Genomic DNA, 19,262 nt, shown 5'->3' on the forward strand with positions numbered 1-19,262 from the left:
TCTTGGTTGCTTGCATCAGTGTGATACACATTCATGCCCCCCTATTGCGGCAGCCCGACGTGGCAGGCTGCGCAGGCCAGCGGCCCCTTGGTGCGCCACTCCATCTGCGTGCCGTTGTGGCAGGCGACGGTGGAGCAGGTGCCGCCGACGTAGCTCGGGGTGGTCCGGGCCTGGTCGTAGGAAGCGGCGGTCTTGTAACCGTTCACGCGGGTCCAGGAGGTGTAGATCGACTGGACAGCGTCGACACCCGGCCTGAGCTGCGCCTTGGACTTGATGTTGAACGGACTCATGAACACCACGTCGACGTCGCCGTTGATGTGGGTCTGGTTGGTTGCCAGTACCTGCAGGTTGCCTTTGAGCGGTGCCGAGCTGCCGTGGCAGCTGGAGCAGGCGTTACCCTTGTCGTTGTACGACACGGTGACGGTCGCGTTGTGGCACAGGTTGCAGCTGAAGGTGGTCGAGGTGTTCGGGTCGCCGTGTGCGGCGCCGGAGCCGACCCCGCCTGCAACCGGGATCCTCGCGCTGTAGCCGTCGAAGATGTCGGCGTAGTGGTTGCCGATCACGTGACGACCGTGGGCCGCGGAACCTTCCTTGCCGCCGCTGTTCGGCGAGTTGCCGTGGCACTGGGCGCATCTGTCGACGCTGCCCCACGGATCGGTTGCGTACCAGTTCGGAGTGGTCTGGAACGTGTACTGGTTAGTGGTCTCGGAAACGAAGCCGTTGGAGTGGCAGTACACGTTGGAGCAGACCACGTTGCTACCCATGGTGTAGCTGACGACCCAGGGGCCGCCCGCCTTGTTCTTGGTCTTGACGGTGCCGGCCAGGCTGTGGCTCGGGTCGAGGTCGAGCTCGACGGTACCGTTTTTATGCGTGCCCGAATCCATCGGGTGACAGAAGCCGCAGCCGTATTTCGGGAAGCCGTCCTTGTACTCGATGGAGTAGATCCAGGAGGTGTCGATGAAGTCCCCGTTGGAAAGCTTCTTACTGGCAAGGAACAGTTCCGCGTCGGTATGCATCTTGTGGGCGCCGATCAGCTCCTTGTTGACGCAGGTCGGGTCGTTCTGCGCGCAGGCGTTGACCGAGGAGTGGCAACCGAGGCAGTCGTCGACGGTAACCTCGATGGTGCCGTCGAGGTGCTTGCTCTTGTCAACGAAAGCGACGTTAGACTGCGCCACGTGGTTGTGACACGCACTGCAGTTGGTGCTGGAGCTGTGCGGGTATGCCGGCGGGTAGCTGTGGCACTTGTTGCAGCCGGTGCCGCCCAGGTAGGCCGGGTCGTTCCACGACGGGGCGGAACCGGTACCCTGGGCCGAACCGTCTGCTTTCCTGAGACCTGCGTGGCAGTAGGTGTTGTTGCAGATCCTGCCGCTCGCGGTGTAGCTCGGCGCCATGTTGGCGCCCAGGGTGCCAGCCGTGATGCTCGGGCTGGTGGCCAGGGAGCCCCAGGTGAGGGTAGCCGGCAGGCCGTCCATGTGACCTGCCGCGTCAACCGTGGCCGGCACCGAGTGGCACTGGTCGCAGGTGATCGGGTTGGAGTAGTTGTGCGTGCCCGCCAGGTGCGACACGTGGGTGCCGACGTAGGGGCTCGCCGGGCTCCCCGCAGTATCCTTGAAGGTCGCCGAGGTGATGGCCGTGTTGGCCGAGCCGTGGCACTTCTCGCAGGTGGGCAGCGTCGTGGAGACGCCCCAGTTGCGGGTGGCGCGGCCATGGCAGGAGCTGGTGGAGCAGGTGCCGTAGCCGTCGCCGGGGGCGTTGTCCACCTGCTGCGAGTAGGTGGTGCCGGTCGCCTTGGCGGTGAAGGCGAGATTGATGGTGCCGTCGGCGTGGGATGCGCCGGTGGCGGATGCCGAGTAGCCGGTGCCGTGGCATATGGAGCAGCTGTACGCGGAGTCCACCGTGTGGCGCTTGTGGCTCCCCAGGTTCAGGTCGTTGGCGTTCTCCTGCAGGGTCGACATATCCTTGTGGCAGGAGGCGCAGGTCATGGAGCCGTTGGCGCCCCAGCTCGGGTTGCCGAAGGTGGTAGCGGTTCCGTTGCCGCCCGGTGCCTGGACGTTGCTGTGGCAGTAGTTGGTGCAGGTCTTGGTGTCCTGTGCGTAGCTGCCGCCCATGGCGAAGTCGACGTCGCGGACCCGGTTCACGTGATTGGAGGAGTAGTCGCGCATCTTGAAGGCGACCCCCTGGTCTACGGTGGTGTTATGGCAGTTGGCGCACCCGCGGGAGTCAGTCATGGAAGCAGTGTGCTTCTCGTGGCTGTTGGCGGTTTTCAGCGTGCCGTCGTACTTGTTGGCGTAGTTCGGAGCGCCTGCTGCGCTGGTCCAGGTGGCCCCTGCCGCGCGACCGTGGCAGCCGTTGCAGGAGAGCTTCGCGTTGCCGCCCCAGGCCTTCTGGCCGGTCATGCTGACGAACACCGGCACCTGCTGGCCGGAGCTGTGGCAGTAGGCGTTGGAGCAGATGCCGGTCGACGTGCTGTAGCTCGAACGCCCACCCGCCTTGACGCCGGAGTAGTCCTTGAAATTATCCAGGTGGCCGGTGCCGGTGACCACGGTGTTGCTGGCAAGCGATACGGTGAGCGCATGGCACTCGGCGCACATGAGGTTGTTGTCGCGCCCCATGGTCGTGTAGTTGTTCATGTGCGACTGGTGCTTGCCGGTCGCCATCATCGGGGTGCCCAGCCCTGCGGCGCCGCCGTGGCAGCCCGAGCAGTTGGCCGGCATATTGCCGCCCCATACCGGGGTCTGGGCCTGAACGCCGTTGCCGTTGGAGTGGCAGGAGTTGTAGCAGGTGCCGCCGTAGGTGCCGATCGGGTGCTTCGTGACCGGAGAGGCGCTGTAGTTGAGCGCCTCGACGGTGCCGTTGGCGTGGGAGAGGCCGCCCGAGACGCCGCTGGTCGCGCCGTTGTGGCACTTGTCGCAGCCGGTGCCCGGCTGTGCCAGGTGCTTCGCGTGGCTGCCGGTGGCCGGCGCGCCGTTGGCGGCGAAGGCGCCGGTCCCCTTGTGGCAGGAGGCGCAGCCGGTGGTGCTGCCCCAGACCGGAGACTCGAGCGCGCCCTGGCTGTAGGGGTCGGCGTGGCAGGATGCGGTCAGACAGGTCCCGGTGTAGGTGCCCGGGGCATGTTTCTGAACCGGCGTCGCGGTGTAGTCATTAGCGACCTCGACGGTCCCATTGGTGTGGGAAAGACCGCCGCTGGTGTCCTTCACCGCGCCGTCGTGGCACTGGTTGCAGGCCGAACCGGCAAGCGCCATGTGCGAGTCGTGGCTGCCGGTGGCCGGAGCGCCGTTGCCGGCGAACTGGCCGATGCCGTTGTGGCAGGCCGAGCAGCCCGCGGAGGTGCCCCAGACCGGCGAGGTGGTCGACGCGGTCGAGTACGGGCTGGCATGGCACGATGCCGTGGAGCAGCGGCCGTAGCCGTTACCCGGGGCGCCTGCCTTGTCGTAGCTGCCGGCGGCCACATCAATGTTGCCGTCCGCGTGAGTCGGCGCATTGTAAGATGTCGGCAACGCGTTCACATGGCAGTTGCTGCAGTCGCCGTTGGAGGCCAGGTGACGGCTGTGGCTCCCCGAGGCGAGGGTGCTGGTCCTGTGGCAGGTGCCGCAGGCGCCGGAGGCGGCGTTGCCCCAGTTGGGCGTCGCGTAGTCGCCCGCGCCCAAGGGGCCGCCGGTCGCGCTCTGGCCGGAGCTGTGGCAGTACATGTTGGAGCAGCTACCCACTACCCGCGTTGCGCTCTGGCTCGGCAGGTAGGCGAAGTTGGACCCGGCGTAGGAGCCGACGGTCACCGCTATGTTCCGCCCGGCGCTGGTGGCGTGCTGGAACGGCTTCGCATTTTGGGTGTGATCCACGTGGCACTTGGCGCAGACGGCAAGATCGCTGCCGTACACCGCCAGGTGCTGAGAATGGGCGTAACTGTCGGGTACCGCCTTGTGGCAGATCCCGCAGTCGGTCGCGTTGGGTAGATCGAGGGCCGTGATGCCCCATTCCGGAGTCGTTTGCTCGAAATGGCAGTTCACGTTGGAGCAGGTACCAAGGACCGCGGGGGGAACCGAGGTCTGGTTGAAGAAGCCCCTGCTGTAGCTGGCGCCCGCGTGACCGTTCAGGTTCGGCTGCACCTGGATGATCCCGTCGCGGTGGCCGGTGGTGGTCACCTGTGCGCCGTGACACTTGGTGCAACTGGTGGCCGACGCTGCCGCATGCGTCTGGTGGTTGCCGCGGAATGCACCGGTGTCCGGCTCGCGCTCACCCGTTGCCGAGTCCAGCGGAGGCATGGTGTGGCAGTCGACGCACGTGAGGTTGTATTGCGGCGCGGCCAGCGCCTGCGATGCAGCGAACATCACAATTCCGAACGTCAGAAGCGGGAGGAGGGCTCGGAAATTGCCATATCCAGGTCTGCGGTAGCTCTTCATGTTAAGCTCCTTCTGTAAACCCTTATCTAAATGCCTGAGACAGCCAATTTCCGGCGGGGGGGGCACCCCCCGCCGGAGTTTTCTAACATGCTTCTACTGCATTGGTAAAGCTTCTTCTACAATCAGACTATCTGAATCAAACTACCTTTCGATGCTCCACTTCGGAGTCGGCCTGAAGTGGCAGCTTACGTTGAAGCAGCTACCCGACTTGTTGGTCCCGCCGGAGACCAGCGTGACGCTGGTGTAGGTGGCGAGGGCCTGGTCGGAGAAGCGGTACTGCGGGTCGATCTGTACGGTTACGCTTTCCACGTGGGTCCTGATGGGCAGGGCACGGGCGTGGGTAGCGTCGCCACCCTGGTGGCAGGGGAGGCAGTTAGCCCAGCCCTCGCTCGGTTTGGCGTCCTTCTTGATGTGCGCCAGAACGAGGTGAGCACCACCGCCGCCGGAGTAGTCTTCGAAGCGGGCCGAAGACCAGTTGCCCTGCACGCCGAAGGTGACGGCGCTGAGGGTCTGACGCGGTGCCGGCGGGTAGCCGTGGCAGGCGTCGCAACCACCATTGGGCACGAACGCGAGGCCGGTGGCCGGGTTGTGCTGGTGGCACTGGGTGCAGTCCGTGGTGGAAGCTACGTGGTCCTGAGCCGGCAGGCCGGCCTTGGTGAAGTACTTGGTGGAGGTGTGGCAGACCTGGCAGACGCCGGTCTGTGCCGGGTTTGCGAAGGTGTTGTTGCCGGTGAAGCTTACCGCAGTGCCGTTGATGGTGCCGTTCACCATCATGGTGTTCACGGTACCGTGGGCGTTGTGGCAGTCGGAGCACTTGGCGCCCAGGCCGGAAGCCTGGTGAGCCTTCACGTTCAGCTTGCTGCCGGAAACCTTGGCTGCGTTGGTGTGGCAGTAGTCGCACTCCTGGTTGGTGGCGCCGACCAGGGCGGGAAGCAGACGCTTCTGGTCACCCAGCACGCCGCTGATGTGGGCTGCAGTGTTGTCGTGGCAGGCGGAGCAGGCCTGGGCGATGCCGGCCTTGCCGTGGCCCGTGGTGGCTGCGCTGGTCTTGTCAGGAGCGGTGATGCCGCCGATGACGGAGAGCGCACCGCCCGCGGTCGAGTGGCAGCTTTCGCAGGTGACGCGGCCGGTGGTCCAGTTGGTGCTCTGGGCGTGGCAGGTGGAGCAGGTGCCGATCTTGTTCATGCCGGCGGCAAGGTTCAGGGTGCCGTCGGCGTGGGTGCTCGCGGTGTTCGAGGTGTGGCAGTTCGAGCAGGAGGTGGTCAGGGTCGAGTTGAAGCCCGGGCCGTAGGTTGCCGTGAAGTGCGCGGTGTGCGCGTTGCTGTTGATCAGGCCGCCGGCGGTGTTGGAAAGCGCGGTGTGGCAGGTACCGCAGGCGCCGGATGCGGGGACGTTCCACTGCGGGGTTGCCGAGAGGTGGCAGGAGGTGGCGCAGGTCTTGGTGGCGGTGCCGCTCCAGGTGGTCACGTTGGCGCCGGCAACCTCGACGGTGGCGTCGCCGTGGAGAGCCTTGTTAACGAAGAAGGTGTTCCCGCTGACAGTGGCGGCGTGGCAGGTGTCGCAGGTGTAACCTTTGGTGCTTACGTGCGCAGCATGCGCGTTGGTGGTAAGGGAGCTCGCGTTGCCGTGGCAACCGGTGCAGCCAAGGGATGCGCCCCACTTGACAGCGGGGACGTTGGCCACGATGCCGTTGCCGTCGTGGCAGGCTACCGCGGAGCAGGTGTTCCCGACGACGGTGAAGCTCCTGGCGCCGGCCTTGACGTCGCGGGTGCTGTTGGTGTGGAACCCGCCGGCCTTGATGCTGGTGCCGTTCACGGTGGTGTCGGCGTGGCAGCTTGCGCAGTCAGCGGCCGAAGCGACGTGGTTTTTGTGGCTGTTGGCGCGCGGCTGGTCTGCTCCGGCGTTGGCGTAGTTCGGCTCGCCGGCGACGGAAGTGAAGGCCGGAGCCGCATCGGCACCATGGCAGGACTTACAGGTCAGGGCGGTGGAACCGGTCCAGGTCACGCTCTTCATGGTCCCTTTGCCGTCGCTGTGGCAGTAGGAGGTGGAGCAGGTCCCGGATACCGGGGTACCGACGCGTGCACCCGCCACGTCCTTGGTCTGATTCACGTGGTTTGCGAAGGTGGAGATGGTGGTGTCGTTGGAAACGGTCGCGCTATGGCACTCGACGCAGCCGTAGTTGGTGCCGAGGAAGGCCGCGTTGTTCACGTGTTTCGCGTGGTTGCCCGACAGAGTGTTGCTGGTCGCGTCGCCGTGGCAGCCGGCGCAGGTAAGGGTCCCACCCCAGGTCGGCGGGGTGTAGGTGCCGCGGCCGTTGCTGTGGCAGTAGACGTTGGAGCACTGGTTGGCCGCGAAGGTGCCGCCGGTGGCGAACTTCACCTCGATGGCGCGGTGGCCGGCGGAGGTCGCGTGGGCAAACGGCTTGGCCTGTACCGAGTGGTCGGTATGGCACTGCACGCAGGAGCCGACGCCGGTGCCGTAGTAGTTGCCGTGCTTGCTGCCGGCGACCGGGTGGCTGCCGGTAGAAGGAGCGACGCTGTGGCAGGTGGAGCAGCCGCCCGGCACGGTGAGGGCCGCGCTACCCCAGGCCGGGGTCGCACGCAGGGTGCCTTTGCCGTCGCTGTGGCAGGTCGCGGTGGAGCAGGTCCCCATCGGGTTCGGCGGAACCGAGGTCTGGTTCACGAAGCCGGCCGCGATCTTCCTGGAGTAGCCGATCCCGTCGGAGAGCTCGATGGTCTTGTTGCGGTGACCCATCGGGTAGGTGCTCACCTGGCTGCCGTGGCAGGTAACGCAGGAATTGACCGCCGAGGTGGCGTGCCCTGCGTGGTTGCCCGGCACTGCGCCGGTGTTGGGGTCCTTTTTGCTCGTTGCCGAGTCCAGCGGCGGCATCGTGTGGCAGAAAGAACAGTCATAGTTGTACTGCGAGGCGGCCTGTGCCTTCCCCGCGGTCAACTGCAGCAGCGTCAGCATCAACAATGCCAACACAAACAGACATCGACCTCCATACTTAGACAACATCTTCTCCTCCTCTTCTGGTGTCCAACCTTCATGGCCGGACGTTTATTCAAGCTGAATCGGGCGATTGATTCAGTAACTTGAGTTTTTTACGGCCTCTGACTCAGCCGTCTCCTACCGCTCGGTACTCCACCGTGCCGACGGGCTCATATGGCAGGCGATGTTGAAGCAGCTGCCGGTCATGTTGGCACCCGGCACGCTGGTCAGCTTGGCGCCGGTGTAGATGGTGAAGCTGTTGGAGAAGCGCAGGCTGCTGTCCACCACCACGGTCACGTTCTCGATGTGATCTTTGATCGGGGTGGTCATCTTGTGTGACATCCCGGCGTTGTGGCATACCGAACAGTTGGCCCACCCTTCCCCCGGGGTGGCGAACGGCGAGATATGCGCCGCCACGAGATGCGCACCGCCGCCGCCCGAGTAGTCCTCGAAGCGCGCGTTGGCCCAGTTGGCGTAGCTGCCGAACACGGTGGCGGTGTTCTTCGGCGCAGGCGGATAGCCGTGGCAGGAGTCGCAGGCGCCGCCGACCGGCTTGAAGGCGCCGCCGACGCCGTTGTGCGGATGGCAGTCCAGGCAGCCCGAGGTGTAATGGCCGGTTTCAGGCACGCCGGCGCGGTAGTGGTTGGTCTTGGTGTGGCAGACCTGGCACAGGCCGCGGTTGTAGGTCGTCTCAACCAGTGTGTTGATCCGGTCAGTGTAGGCGATGGTGAAGCCCCCGATCTCGCTTCTGATCATGGAGAGGTTGCCGGTGCCGTGCGTGTCGTGGCACTCGCGGCAGTTGATGTCCACGTTGTCCTTGGTGACGTGCGTGCCGAGGTTCAGGATGCGCGCCGAGACGATGGCGGCGTTACTGTGGCAGGAGGCGCACAGCGTGTTGTCGTTGTTCATGAGCAGACGCTTGCTGTCCCCCAGGGTCCCGGTGATGTGGGTCGCGTTCCTGTCGTGGCACACGGTGCACTGGTTCGCAGCGGCGAAGCGGCCGTGGCCGGAGGTGCCGAAGTAGGCCTTGTACGGCGCCTGCACCCCGTTGGGGAGCGTCGACGGGCTCTGCGCGTGGCACACGGTGCAGTCGATGCGGGTGGTGGTCTTCCAGTCAACCAGCTGGCCGGCATGGCACCCAAGGCACAGCGAGCCGTCGCCGCTCTTCAGGTCCGGCGAGCCGTTCATGTGGGTTGCGGTGGTCCCGACGTGGCAGGCCTGGCAGGCGGTGTACTCGCTCCCCAGGAAGTTGCCCGGGCCGTAGACCGCGGTGATGTGGGTCGCATGCTGGTTGGTCGCCATCGGGCTCGGGGTCGAAGCGGAGCCGCCGTGGCAGGTGATGCACAGGTTGCGCGCCTTGTAGGCGACGACGGAATCGGCCACCGCCTGGCTGATTGCACCCGCGTCGCGCAGGGTCGGCACCGCCAGCGTGGTCACCGAGTCGTCGATCACGCCGTTGTCCAGGATGTCGATGGAGTCCATGGCCAGCTGTTTCGAGTAGCGCGGGTTGTGGCCGAAGGAACCGAGCTCCCGCACCAGCAGGGCATAGTTGAAGGCGGCGCCCATGACGTTCGCGCCCTGCTGACCGGAGCCCCAGTTACGCTCGTTGAAGTGCGGCGCCTTTTCGGTGTAGATGAAGCCCTTGGCCGCCAGTTGGGCACGCAGCACTTCCAGAAGGCTCGTGAAGGAGTCGCGCGCCAGCAGGCGCTGATCTTCCGTCATGTTGGTACCGTGGCAGTTGCTGCAGATCGAGCTCACCCCGCTTCTGAAGGAGTGGCCGTAGGTGCCGTTTCTGTGGCACATGATGCAGGGTCCCTTGGCGTTGTCGAAGCCGAGGTTGCTGTGGGTGGCGCCCAGGTCGTAGTTGCGTCCCGGGAATTGATACCCCCCCTTGGCGTACATGGTGGCACCCGACACCGCATAGTGCGGCGGGATGAAGGCGAGGTTGGTGAAGTCCGCGTTCGCCTGCAGTTTGTCCGTGATCACCTGGCCGGTGTTGGTGCCGCTGTGGCAGGTCATGCACAGGTTGGACTCGCCCACTGCCGGGTTCAGGTAGGTGGGCTCGTTGGCGAACGGCTTGGACGGCGCCATGGTGCGCAGCGCGCCGGTGGTGATGTCGACGTGGCAGGCGCGGCAGGTGACCATCTCCTTGGTCTTGTCGGAAGAGTCGCCCCAGGCGGTGGTCACCTTGGCGGTGGAGAAGTTCACGAAGCCCGTGGTGGTGTGGCACTGCACGCAGCCGTTCATGGTCTTGAAGTCGTAGCTGGAGAACGCCGGCGCGGCCCCGTGGGCGTGACCCGAGGTGTACCACGCCTGACGGATCGCCTGGTTGGTGACCGTCGAGAAGTGGCAGTCGGTGCAGGCCGAACGCGAGGTGACGTAGGTCGCCGGGTAGGCGCCGGTGGTCATGTTGCCGTAGTGCAGCGTCTCCAGGTCGCCCTGCACCGCCGCGAAGCTGGAGTGCGGGTTGTGGCAGGAGATACAGAGAACGTTCCTGCCGATCTCTACCGTGTGGTTGGGGACGATGCCCAGGCCGTTGTAGTGGCATCCCGCGCAGACGCCCGGGTCCGCCTCCGGCTGATGCGCCCCGCCCTTGTGGCAGGAGGTACAGGTGACGCCAACCGTCTTATGCATGGAGCGGTCATAGCCGGAGAAAATCGAGTCGGTGTGGCAGGCGGCGCAGAAGTAGTCGCCCACCGGGCCCGCGGAGGCCGCCAGGTTGACGAAGGTGTTGGAATCGACGCTCGAGACGTTGACCGGGGTCGGCATGGCACCGGTGGTATGGCAGGAAACGCAGGAAACGCCCAGAGACTTGTGGTTGGAGGAGGACCACAGGGTGAACGCCATCGGGGTCGGGTAGACGCCGGTGGCGGAGTGGCAGCCGTTGCAGTCGGTCCGCATGGAGTCGATCAGCGAGTCGACCACCTTCACCTGGGTGGTGGAGGTGGAAACCGCGACGCCGTCCAGGTACTGGGTGGCGCGGAACACGTAGGTGCCCAGCGTCATCGGCACGAAGTTCGGGTTCAGGGTGTTGGCGTCCTGCAGGGTGACCGCCGGGCCGCTGTCCTGGCTCCAGGTGAATGTGCCGCCCCCCTGCATGGAGCCCCTCAGGGTCACCTTGGTGACGATCATCCCGGTCTGGCTCTCGCCGGCGCTGATCCCCACCGAGGAGAAGGACGCGCTCACGGCGGCGGGACCGGTTACGTTCCTGACCGTGATGTTGGCCTGGCCGAGGTAGGGGAAGCTGATCGCGCCGCCGGAAAGGTTGGTGGCCGTGCCGCCGCTGACGGAGGTCAGCACCGAGTTGGCGTTGGGAGTAACGGTGAACACCGCGGTGCCGCCGTAGGTGACCTGGGTGCTGGCCGGGGTGATGCCGCCCGGGCCGTAGGCGGTGCCGCTGACCGTGTACTTCTGGGCGGTGAAGCCCGCGATGAGGGACTGGGGCGAACCGTCAGCCTTCTTGAAGGTCGTGGAGTAGTGCGTCGTGTAGTTGCCGATCACCTGGGCCACACCGGTCTTGGTCAGACTGGTGATCTTGAAGCCGGGGTTGGCGGTCACCTTCACCGGAACCAGTTCCGAGGTGGTGAAGTTGGTGTACACGACCGTACCGGAAGCTGTCTGGACGGGGTTGTTGCGGATCTGGAGGGTACCGCCGGTGTTGTTCAGCTTGGTCTGCAGCTGGTACGACGTCGCCGCCCATGACCAGAGCGCCCCCGATATGATGGCCGTAGCAGCCAGAACAGCCAGTGTTTTTTTCAGCATATCCTTCCCCTGTCTTCTCATCTTCTAGTGCGGCAATGGACGATAAGTGGCGCGAATTGCCCTTTCACGTCGCGTAAAAGAGCAAGAAGCGTACCCGGTATACGATCACGTCATATGGCGAAAAGGCCGTTTTTCCCGAAATCGCCAAAAACCCCCGCAACTGCGTGGGGTTTTTTTTAAGTCGGCATTGGAAGCCCTTGGATAAAATTAACGCCCGGCGGGCCGGGAGCGGTGCCCCGGGAGGCAATTCGGTGATATCACGGGAAAGCATTTCGGAAGAAGGGCTCGGATTGGCAACACAACGGTAACGGAAAGGTAACGGAGAAATGAACAGCCGGCGGTGAGGAATACGCCGCCGGCTCAGGGGGGAGGGAAAAGGCTAGGCAACCTTCTTCATGTGCTCCTTCATGCGTTCCATGCCGGTGCCGTCGAAGTCGAAGCTTTCGCCATGGTCTTTCATCATCAGCATGAAGGCGCTCAGCAGATACTTCCGCTTGAAACCGTCCTCCATCTCGACGATCTCCTGCATCTTGTTGCTGTAGAAGGACATGTAGCACTTGCCCAAGGCCTGGGTGATCTCCGCCATGGTCATCTGGTACGGCTCGACGATGGGGCAGACCAGGTTGTACTTCGAATAATCGAAGACGCGGATCCGGTCCTTCATCTGGGCGTGGATCGGGGTGAAAGGCATCGGGGTCACCACCGGGAACACGGCGATGTCCGGGTTCAGGTAAATGGCGGACGCTATGGTGTTGTCGATGGAGTCCCAGGTTTCGGTCGGGAAACCGATCATGAAAGAGGCCTCGGTGATTATCTCCGCCTCGCGCAAGAGATCCAGGGCGCGCTTGTTCTGCTCGAAGCTGGTCCCCTTGTTAAGGCTCCCCAGCACGTCCTTGTCGGCGCTTTCCGCGCCCAGGTAGACGTGGATGATCCCGGCCTCACGGTACTTGTGCAGGATATCGGCGTCGCGGATGATGTCCTCGACCCGGGTCTCGATGAGCAGGTGCACACCGAGTTTTCTCTCGATGACCAGGTCCAGAAACAGTTCCCAGCGCTCGCGGTGCTTGGTAGGGTACGCGTCGATCAGCGTGAAGAAGTTGACGCCGTAGGTGCCGATCAGGTGTTCCATCTCCTCGACCACCTTCTCGGGTTTTCTGCAGCGCCAGTCCTCGCGCCAGAACATGCGCTGGCTGCAGAAGGCGCATTCCATGTCGCAGCCGCGGGAGGTGAGGATGGAGGCCATGCGGCCGTAGGGGGCTACCAGGTAGTTGTAGTCCTCCCAGTCCAAGAGATGCCAGGCGGGTTGCAGGGTGTCGAGGTCCTCGATGTGCGGCTGTCTGCCGGTATAGAGGGTGCGCTCCCCCTCCCGGTAGGCGACCCCCTTGACCGCCTTGGGGTCACCGGCGCCGTTGAGCGCCGCCAGCAGTTTCTTCAGGGTCTGCTCCGGCTCGCCGGTGATGATGTAGTCGACGCGGTTGTCCCGGTCCTCGAGAATCTCCTCGTACATGAAGCTCGGGTGGGGTCCGCCTAATAGCGTTACGATTTGGCCAGAAATTTCTTTGGCCATATTAAGAATACGGAGGGCATAGGGAACGGTGGCGGTGCTGATGGCGCCGGTGACCGGCAGGTAGTCAAGGGTCATCACCAGGTCGGGCTGGTACTGCTCGATTTCGCGCCTGATGTCGTCGAAGGACAGCCGCTTGTTCATCGCATCGAAAATGCGCGCCTCGTGACCGGTGTCGCAGGCGGCGCCGGCGAGATAGGCCAGGTGCAGCGGAGGCCAGGTGCCGACGACCTGAACGCCCCAGCAGTGATACGGTGCGGTGATGAAAAGGATCTTGCTCATTAATTCTCCGATTTTCTTACAAAAGCGTGTTACTGCAAGAATGGTGCTAGCGCGTGGAGCCCCATGGGTTCAGCTTGCCGATGACGAAGGAACTGCTCATGAGCAGCTTGGTGGCCCGCACCAGGTAACCGCGCCGGAAGGTGTCCTTCATGGACATAACCTCCAGCATTTTACCCATATAGAACCTGCGGTAGCAATCGTTAATTGCCGTCTGCAGCTCCTTTATGCTCATGAACTCCGACTCCACCACCGGATCGATGAAGTTATACCGGGCGTAGTCGGTTGCGCGGATTAGCGGTGCCAGCTCGGCCATTCCGCCATATGGCCAAGGGGTCAGCGCGAAGAAATTGGCGTTGTCCGGGTTGTAGCGCTGCGCGGTTTTCAGGGTGGCCCGCACGCTCTCCGGCGTTTCGTCGGGGAACCCCACGATGAAGGAGGCCTCGCTGACGATGCCGTGGGCATGGATAATGTCGAGCGCCTCCCGGGGGGCGTCCTGCGGCGTCGCCTTCCCCAGCCGCGCCAGCACCTGGCGATCAGCGGACTCGATCCCCAGGGATATGTGCACCACCCCCGCCTTGGCGTACTTCCAGAAGATGTCACGGTCGCGCAGCACGTCCTCGGCGCGGGTCTCCAGGATCAGGTGAATCGGCAGCGCCTGTTCGATCAGGAGGTCCAGGAAGCGCTCCCAGCGGGCGGCGTCCCGGGTCGGGTGCTCGTCGGTGATGAGGAAGACATTGACACCGTAGCGCCGGTGCAGTTCCGCCACTTCCTCGGCCACCTTGAGCGGATCGCGGGCGCGCCAGGCCTTGCGCCAGAACTGCTGCTGTGAGCAGAAGGCGCAGTCGTGGCTGCAGCCGCGCGAGGTGCCGATGGCGGCGAAGCGGGAGTCGGGGATGACGAAGTAGCTGTACAACGGCCAGTCCACCAGGTCCCAGGCGGGCGTCAGGGTATCGAGGTCCTCGACGAGCGACGCGGTCGTCGTCACCTTGACCTCACCCCCCTCGCGGTAGGCGATGCCGGGGACACCCGCCGGATCTTCCCCGCGCTCCAGCGCCTGTATCAGGCGGGCCAGCGTCTGCTCTCCTTCGCCGATGACGATGTAATCGACCGCAGCAGAGGACTCCAGGATCTCCAGGTACATGAAGCTCGGGTGGATCCCCCCCAGGATGGTGACCGTGGCGGGGGCCAGCGTTTTGGCGGTTTCGAGTACCTTGACGGCATCGCCCACGGTAGCGGTCATGGCACCGGCGGCAACGTAACGCGGCTCAGCCTCTGCGATGCGCCGCTCTATCTCGGGATAGCCGTCACCGGTGGCCATGGCGTCGTAGATCTCCGGCTCGACCCCGACCTCGCGCGCGGCGCCGGCCAGATAGACCAGCCCCAGCGGGAGCCAGCGCCCGGAGATTTCCGGAATGCCGCTGTGATAGGGCGGGGTGATGAGGAGGATCTTGTTCTTCGCTGCCTTCATTACCGGTGCAGCCTCATCATGCCGGAGAAGGCGCCGCTGAAGAAGGCGATGAGCCAGCAGCTGTAGATGCTCAGGCTGACCCGGTGGAACACGCGGTTCACCGCGTCGGCGCGTCCGGCCAGGGTGGCAGCCAAGGCCAGCAGGAAGTGGAAGGCCATACCCGAGAGCGAGGCAAGACCCGTGATGTTGTGAATCTGCGGCGCCTTGCCGAAGGCCTGCGCGTAGAGGTTCATCTGGTGCGTGCCTATGTAGTCGCACAAAAGGCCGATGCCGAAGATGACCAGGTGCTTGGTGCGCAGTCCCTGGCGCCGCCCGCTGAAGACGGCCCAGGTGTAAAAGATGAGCGCCAGGGTCATCCAGAAGATGGCCACGGCGAGCATGGGGCCGGAGCCCTGAACCGACGGCATCACGACATCCCTCCTTCTCCCTGCTGCAACTGGTCCAGCAGGTCGTGGAAACGGCCGGCGTGGGCGCGGCGCCCCCCTTCGGCACGGGAGCAGGCGCTGACGCCGCCGGGACGCCGCACGAGCAGGATCTCCTGGCGCGGCCGGAGCAGCCGGACCGGGACGAACCACAAAAGGGACAGCAGCAACAGCACCCCGGCGCTCCAGATCAGCGGCACCCCGGCGTCCTGCACGAAATCGGTGACCACCGCCCTGCGGAATTCCGGCAGCGCCAGGCGGTACCCCCCCTCGCCCGCCTCCCCTCCCAGGGGCGCGCTCCCAGCGAAGACCTGCGCCTCCCCTTTCAGGAGCCTGAACTGCAGGGTGATCTTCCCGGTGGCGTAGGGATCGGGACCTTCCCCCGGCGCCATCTGGAAGATGAAGCGGTACGGAGAGCCAGGTATCTGGAAGGTGTCCTCCTTGCCGGGAGGGTAGATGCTGAGCACGGCGAACTGTTCGAAGCCTCCGGGAAGGTCGGGGGCGGAAAAGCGCAAAAGAGGCGCGACGCCCAAGTAGCGCGGGTAGAGGTAGTGGCCGCGGTGCGTGCCCGGCGGGTAGAGGCCGAAGTGCCGCTCCCCTCCCCCCTCGCCGGCGACGGCGATGTCGAGGGTGCGCTGCAGGAAGAGCCCCGGCTCCTCCTTGAGGACGATGCGCTGCACCAGGTCGCGGCTCACCGGCAGCGCTTCGCCTTCCAGCACGACCTGCCGGTGCGTCACCCTTCCGGTCAGGCTCAGCAGTATGCCGCAGAAGAGGAGTACCATGCCCAAAAGGTAGAGAAACCGCGCGGGGAAAAGGGTTACGCCGCGGCTGGCGGAGAGCGAAGCGGCACCGGATCGGACCCGGTAACCGAGCGATTGCAGGCGCCCCCCCTCCCCTTCGAACCGGCTCTCCGGCGGCAGCTCCACCGCGTCGTCGAAGAGCCCGTGCGGGTCGATCCCTTCCGCGCCGGAGAGTGCCCGGTGCCGTTTCAGGAAGTTGCCGGATTCGCGCAACAGGCGTGCTGCACCGTTCAGGGGCACCAGCGCCAACAGGGCGATCAGCGCGACGTTGCCGCGGGTGATGGCCATGAGCGCGGTGAGCGGCTCATTGCTGCCGAAGGCGATCCCCACGTAGAGGAGCAGGAACCCGGCCAGTACGCAGGGGGTGACAGCGGGCGAGGCGGCGGCCTTTATCGCTTTGGACACGAGGCGGCTCATTTCCCCATCCCCTTGCCGTGCATGGTGACCTGGACCGTGCTCTCCCAGGTGTTGAGGAGCGTCATGCCGTCGATGACCACGGCATCCCCCTTGACGGAAGAGGCGATCGGGACCGGGTTACAGCCGCCGGGCTTGCCCACCGTCTCCAGCGGGATCAGGGTGCGGCAGTAGTAGCAGATCACCGCGTTGCCGGCCTGACCGTACCCTTCGGGCTGGCAGATGGCGCAGGCGTCCAGGGTCACGACCAGCTGTCCAGCCGGGGTCAGCATCACGAAGAAGCGCGCTTCCCGCCCCCCCTGGCGGTAGCTGAACTTGTGCAGCTTGCCGTCCTCGAGCTCGACATCCCCCTTCTTCGGAATCACGATCTGCCCCGCCGGGGTCGCGGTGACCTCGATCGGCTTGGGATCCCAGTACTCGGTGGCGGGGAAGCGGCTCTGGTAGGCGGCACCGGTCAGGAGCACCAGCGCGAAAAGCGGAGCCGCCAGGCGCAGACGGCGCTCGCGGATGAAGCCCGCCAGGAGCTTGCGGCGCGCCGCCCCCTGGCGGATGTGGGCCACCGACGGCAGCCGCTCCAGCCTGATCGCCAGGGCGATGAAGAGCACCGGCAGGTACCAGAGCGCGAGCCCGCCCCAAAGCCCCACCTTGTCGCTGAAGAGGAGACCGATGTAGCCCCAGACATCGCTGCGGAAGAAGGGATGATCCGGGATCAGCATCGACTCGAAGAACTGGTGCACGAAGTCGTGGATGAACTTCATCACCTCCATGGAGAGGGGAGAAAAGAGGTCGAGCCGCTGCACCGAGCAGGCCATGACCATCAGTACCGACACGATGAGGGCCGCCAGCGGAATCCCCCGCGGCGCCAGCCGCTTGGGCAGGTATTTCGCCGGGTACGCGGCGCCCAGTGCCAGGATGCTCCCCGCGCATGCAAGCGACAGGTAGGGAACGAGGCGCACCGCGCCGCCGTCCAGCGGTGCCAGGCGGCAGAGCGTGAGCGCTCCGGCCAGGACGCCGGTCGAGACGGCAACCGCGCCGGCCACGAGGGGGCCGGGAGGCGTCGCGTCGTCATCGGGGCGGCTGGAGCCGCTGCGGTACAGGGCCCACACCGAGGCACCCCACAGCAGCAGGAAGATGATGCCGCAGATGCCGCGCAGCGGGCGGAAGGGGAGCTCTCCCCCCACGTAGGCGAGCAGCAGGTCCTCGCCGGCCACCCCCGCGACGAATCCGGCCGCGGCGGCGATGGCGGTCGCGGTCCCGGCCAGGCTGCGGCTCAGCACCGGCACCAGGAGGGCCCAGCAGACCAGCTGGGGTATGACCTTAACGGCGGTCAGCACGGTTTCGTCCGCTCCTCACGGACCAGGCAGCCGTCGTCCATGTGGATGGTCCGCTCGCCCCAGGCGGCGACCTCCTGGTTGTGGGTGACCATGACGATGCTGAAGCGGTCCTCGTCGCGCAACTCGCGCAGGAGCTCCATCACCATCATGGTGCTCTTGTGATCGAGGTTGCCGGTGGGCTCGTCGCCGAGGAGGAGCCTCGGGCTGTTGATGATGGCGCGCGCGATGCAGACCCGCTGCTGCTCGCCGCCGGAAAGCTCGCCGGGGCGGTTCTTGAGCCGGTGCCCGAGTCCCACCCGTTCCAGGGCGTGGCGCGCCTCGGCCTCGTCCGGCACGCTGTGGAAGTACTGCGACATCATCACGTTCTCCAGCGCGGTCAGGTACGGGATCAGGTGGTGCTGCTGGAAGATGATGCCGACGCAGTCGCGGCGGAAGCGGGCCAGGCCGTCCTCGGAGAGGGTGGCGAGGTCGGTGCCGCGCACCGTGATCGAGCCGCCGGTCGGGCGGTCCAGCCCCCCCAGGAGGTTCAACAGCGTACTCTTGCCCGAGCCGGAATGTCCCATCACCGTGAGCCACTCCCCCTCGGGGACGCAGAGGTCCAGGGGCTTCAGCGCACATATGTCGCCGTAGCTTCGGGTGAGTCCGGATGTTTCTATGATTGCAGTCATCATTCCCCTCTCAAACTCTGCACCGGGTCGAGCCGGAACACGGACAGAAGCGGCCCGACGCTCCCCGCTAACGCCAGCAAGAGGCTCACCCCGATGGCGACCGGAAAGAACTCCGGCCGGGGCGCCGCATCAGCCGCGAACACGGTGCGTGCCACGAACTCGGCGATCAGGCTGCCGAACAGGAAGCCTCCCACCCCGGCGCCCAGCCCCAGCAGCAGCGCCTCCGCGCTGAATATCTTCAGGAGGTCCCAGCGCGAGCCACCCATCGCCTTCAACAATCCTATTTCCTTGCCGCGCTCCAGCACCGTGGTACCCATGGTCCCGGCGACGCTGCTCCCGGCGGTGACCAGCACCACGGCGGTGACCAGCAGCATCAACAGCTGTACCTTGCCGAGCAGCTCCTCGCTGGTCCGCCCCACCTGGCGCAGTTCTTTCACCGTGGCCCCGGGAAGATGGCGCTGCAGCCGGGCCGCCTGTTCCTTCAGGCTTCCCTTGCCGGGGTCGACCAGCAGCCGTACCTGGCTCACCTGCCCCGGGCGTCCCATCTGATTCTGCAGCTCCTTCAGATCGAGGAAGAGGGTCCCGTCCTCGTCGCCGCCGGTAGTGACGATGCCGGCGACGCGCACCCGCAGTGCCCCCTTCCCTCCGGCGAAATCAAAGAGATCACCGGTGTGGATGTGGTAGCGCGGACTAAGGTCGCCGCCACCGAGCACCTCTCCCTGCGCGGGCCAGTTCCCGGCAACCTGCCACCAGGGCGAGAGCCGGCGCACCTGGGCGAAATCGACCCCTTCGCACGGAATTTCAACCCCCTTCAGGGAGAGCGTCCCCTTCAGGTGCAACGAATAATCCCCCTTCACGCCGCTTTGCGCCAGTGCGGCAAGAACCTGGTCCTGGGAGAGATAGGCCGGCTCGCCGATGGTGCCAAAGCGCAAGCCACCGCTTCCCACCTCGATCCGCGCGCTTTCCGGGATGATAACCAGGTTGGCGCCGTACTTTTTGGTCTCTTCGGCCACCCGCGCCCGCATCGAAGCGGAGACGACACCCAGAGCGGTGGCGAGGCTGGAGGCCAGGGTCAGCACGGCCAGGAGCAAGAGCGTGCGCCCCCGGCGGTGGGTCAGGGCCCGAAACACGATATGGACAAGCCAGCGGCGCCTGGTCAT

The 19,262-nt window shown here is 65.3% G+C and carries 10 protein-coding genes; all 10 read right to left on the reverse strand.

From position 1 onward, the window contains the following. Positions 1-41 precede the first annotated feature (41 nt). Complete coding sequence (locus KP004_RS21330) at positions 42-4,325, reverse strand: CxxxxCH/CxxCH domain c-type cytochrome (protein WP_275423141.1); 4,284 nt, start codon at positions 4,323-4,325, stop codon at positions 42-44. Between the two features lie 213 nt (positions 4,326-4,538). Continuing rightward, complete coding sequence (locus tag KP004_RS16715) at positions 4,539-7,382, reverse strand: CxxxxCH/CxxCH domain c-type cytochrome (protein ID WP_239026840.1); 2,844 nt, start codon at positions 7,380-7,382, stop codon at positions 4,539-4,541. A gap of 144 nt (positions 7,383-7,526) precedes the next feature. Next, a complete protein-coding gene (locus tag KP004_RS16720) occupies positions 7,527-11,150 on the reverse strand; it encodes a cytochrome c3 family protein (protein ID WP_216799564.1) in 3,624 nt (1,207 codons plus the stop codon). A 379-nt stretch (positions 11,151-11,529) separates the two neighbouring features. Continuing rightward, positions 11,530-12,996: a B12-binding domain-containing radical SAM protein gene (locus KP004_RS16725; protein WP_216799565.1), complete on the reverse strand. Its 1,467-nt coding sequence runs from the start codon at positions 12,994-12,996 to the stop codon at positions 11,530-11,532. Between the two features lie 46 nt (positions 12,997-13,042). Continuing rightward, a complete protein-coding gene (locus KP004_RS16730; protein WP_216799566.1) occupies positions 13,043-14,464 on the reverse strand; it encodes a B12-binding domain-containing radical SAM protein in 1,422 nt (473 codons plus the stop codon). After that, complete coding sequence (locus KP004_RS16735) at positions 14,464-14,871, reverse strand: HsmA family protein (protein ID WP_239027059.1); 408 nt, start codon at positions 14,869-14,871, stop codon at positions 14,464-14,466. The genes KP004_RS16730 and KP004_RS16735 overlap by 1 nt, the downstream gene beginning before the upstream one ends. Continuing rightward, positions 14,871-16,103, reverse strand: coding sequence for a hypothetical protein (locus tag KP004_RS16740; protein ID WP_216799567.1), 1,233 nt, complete (start codon positions 16,101-16,103; stop codon positions 14,871-14,873). Before KP004_RS16740 ends, KP004_RS16735 begins: the two co-directional genes overlap by 1 nt. Then, positions 16,100-17,434: a DUF2318 domain-containing protein gene (locus KP004_RS16745; RefSeq protein WP_216799568.1), complete on the reverse strand. Its 1,335-nt coding sequence runs from the start codon at positions 17,432-17,434 to the stop codon at positions 16,100-16,102. The genes KP004_RS16740 and KP004_RS16745 overlap by 4 nt, the downstream gene beginning before the upstream one ends. After that, positions 17,428-18,105 (reverse strand): ABC transporter ATP-binding protein, encoded by a 678-nt coding sequence (locus KP004_RS16750; protein ID WP_216799569.1) that lies wholly within the window; start codon positions 18,103-18,105, stop codon positions 17,428-17,430. Before KP004_RS16750 ends, KP004_RS16745 begins: the two co-directional genes overlap by 7 nt. Further along, positions 18,102-19,262 (reverse strand): ABC transporter permease, encoded by a 1,161-nt coding sequence (locus tag KP004_RS16755; protein ID WP_216799570.1) that lies wholly within the window; start codon positions 19,260-19,262, stop codon positions 18,102-18,104. Before KP004_RS16755 ends, KP004_RS16750 begins: the two co-directional genes overlap by 4 nt.

The organism is Geomonas oryzisoli (genome assembly GCF_018986915.1).
GTDB classification, from domain to species: Bacteria; Desulfobacterota; Desulfuromonadia; order Geobacterales; family Geobacteraceae; genus Geomonas; species Geomonas oryzisoli.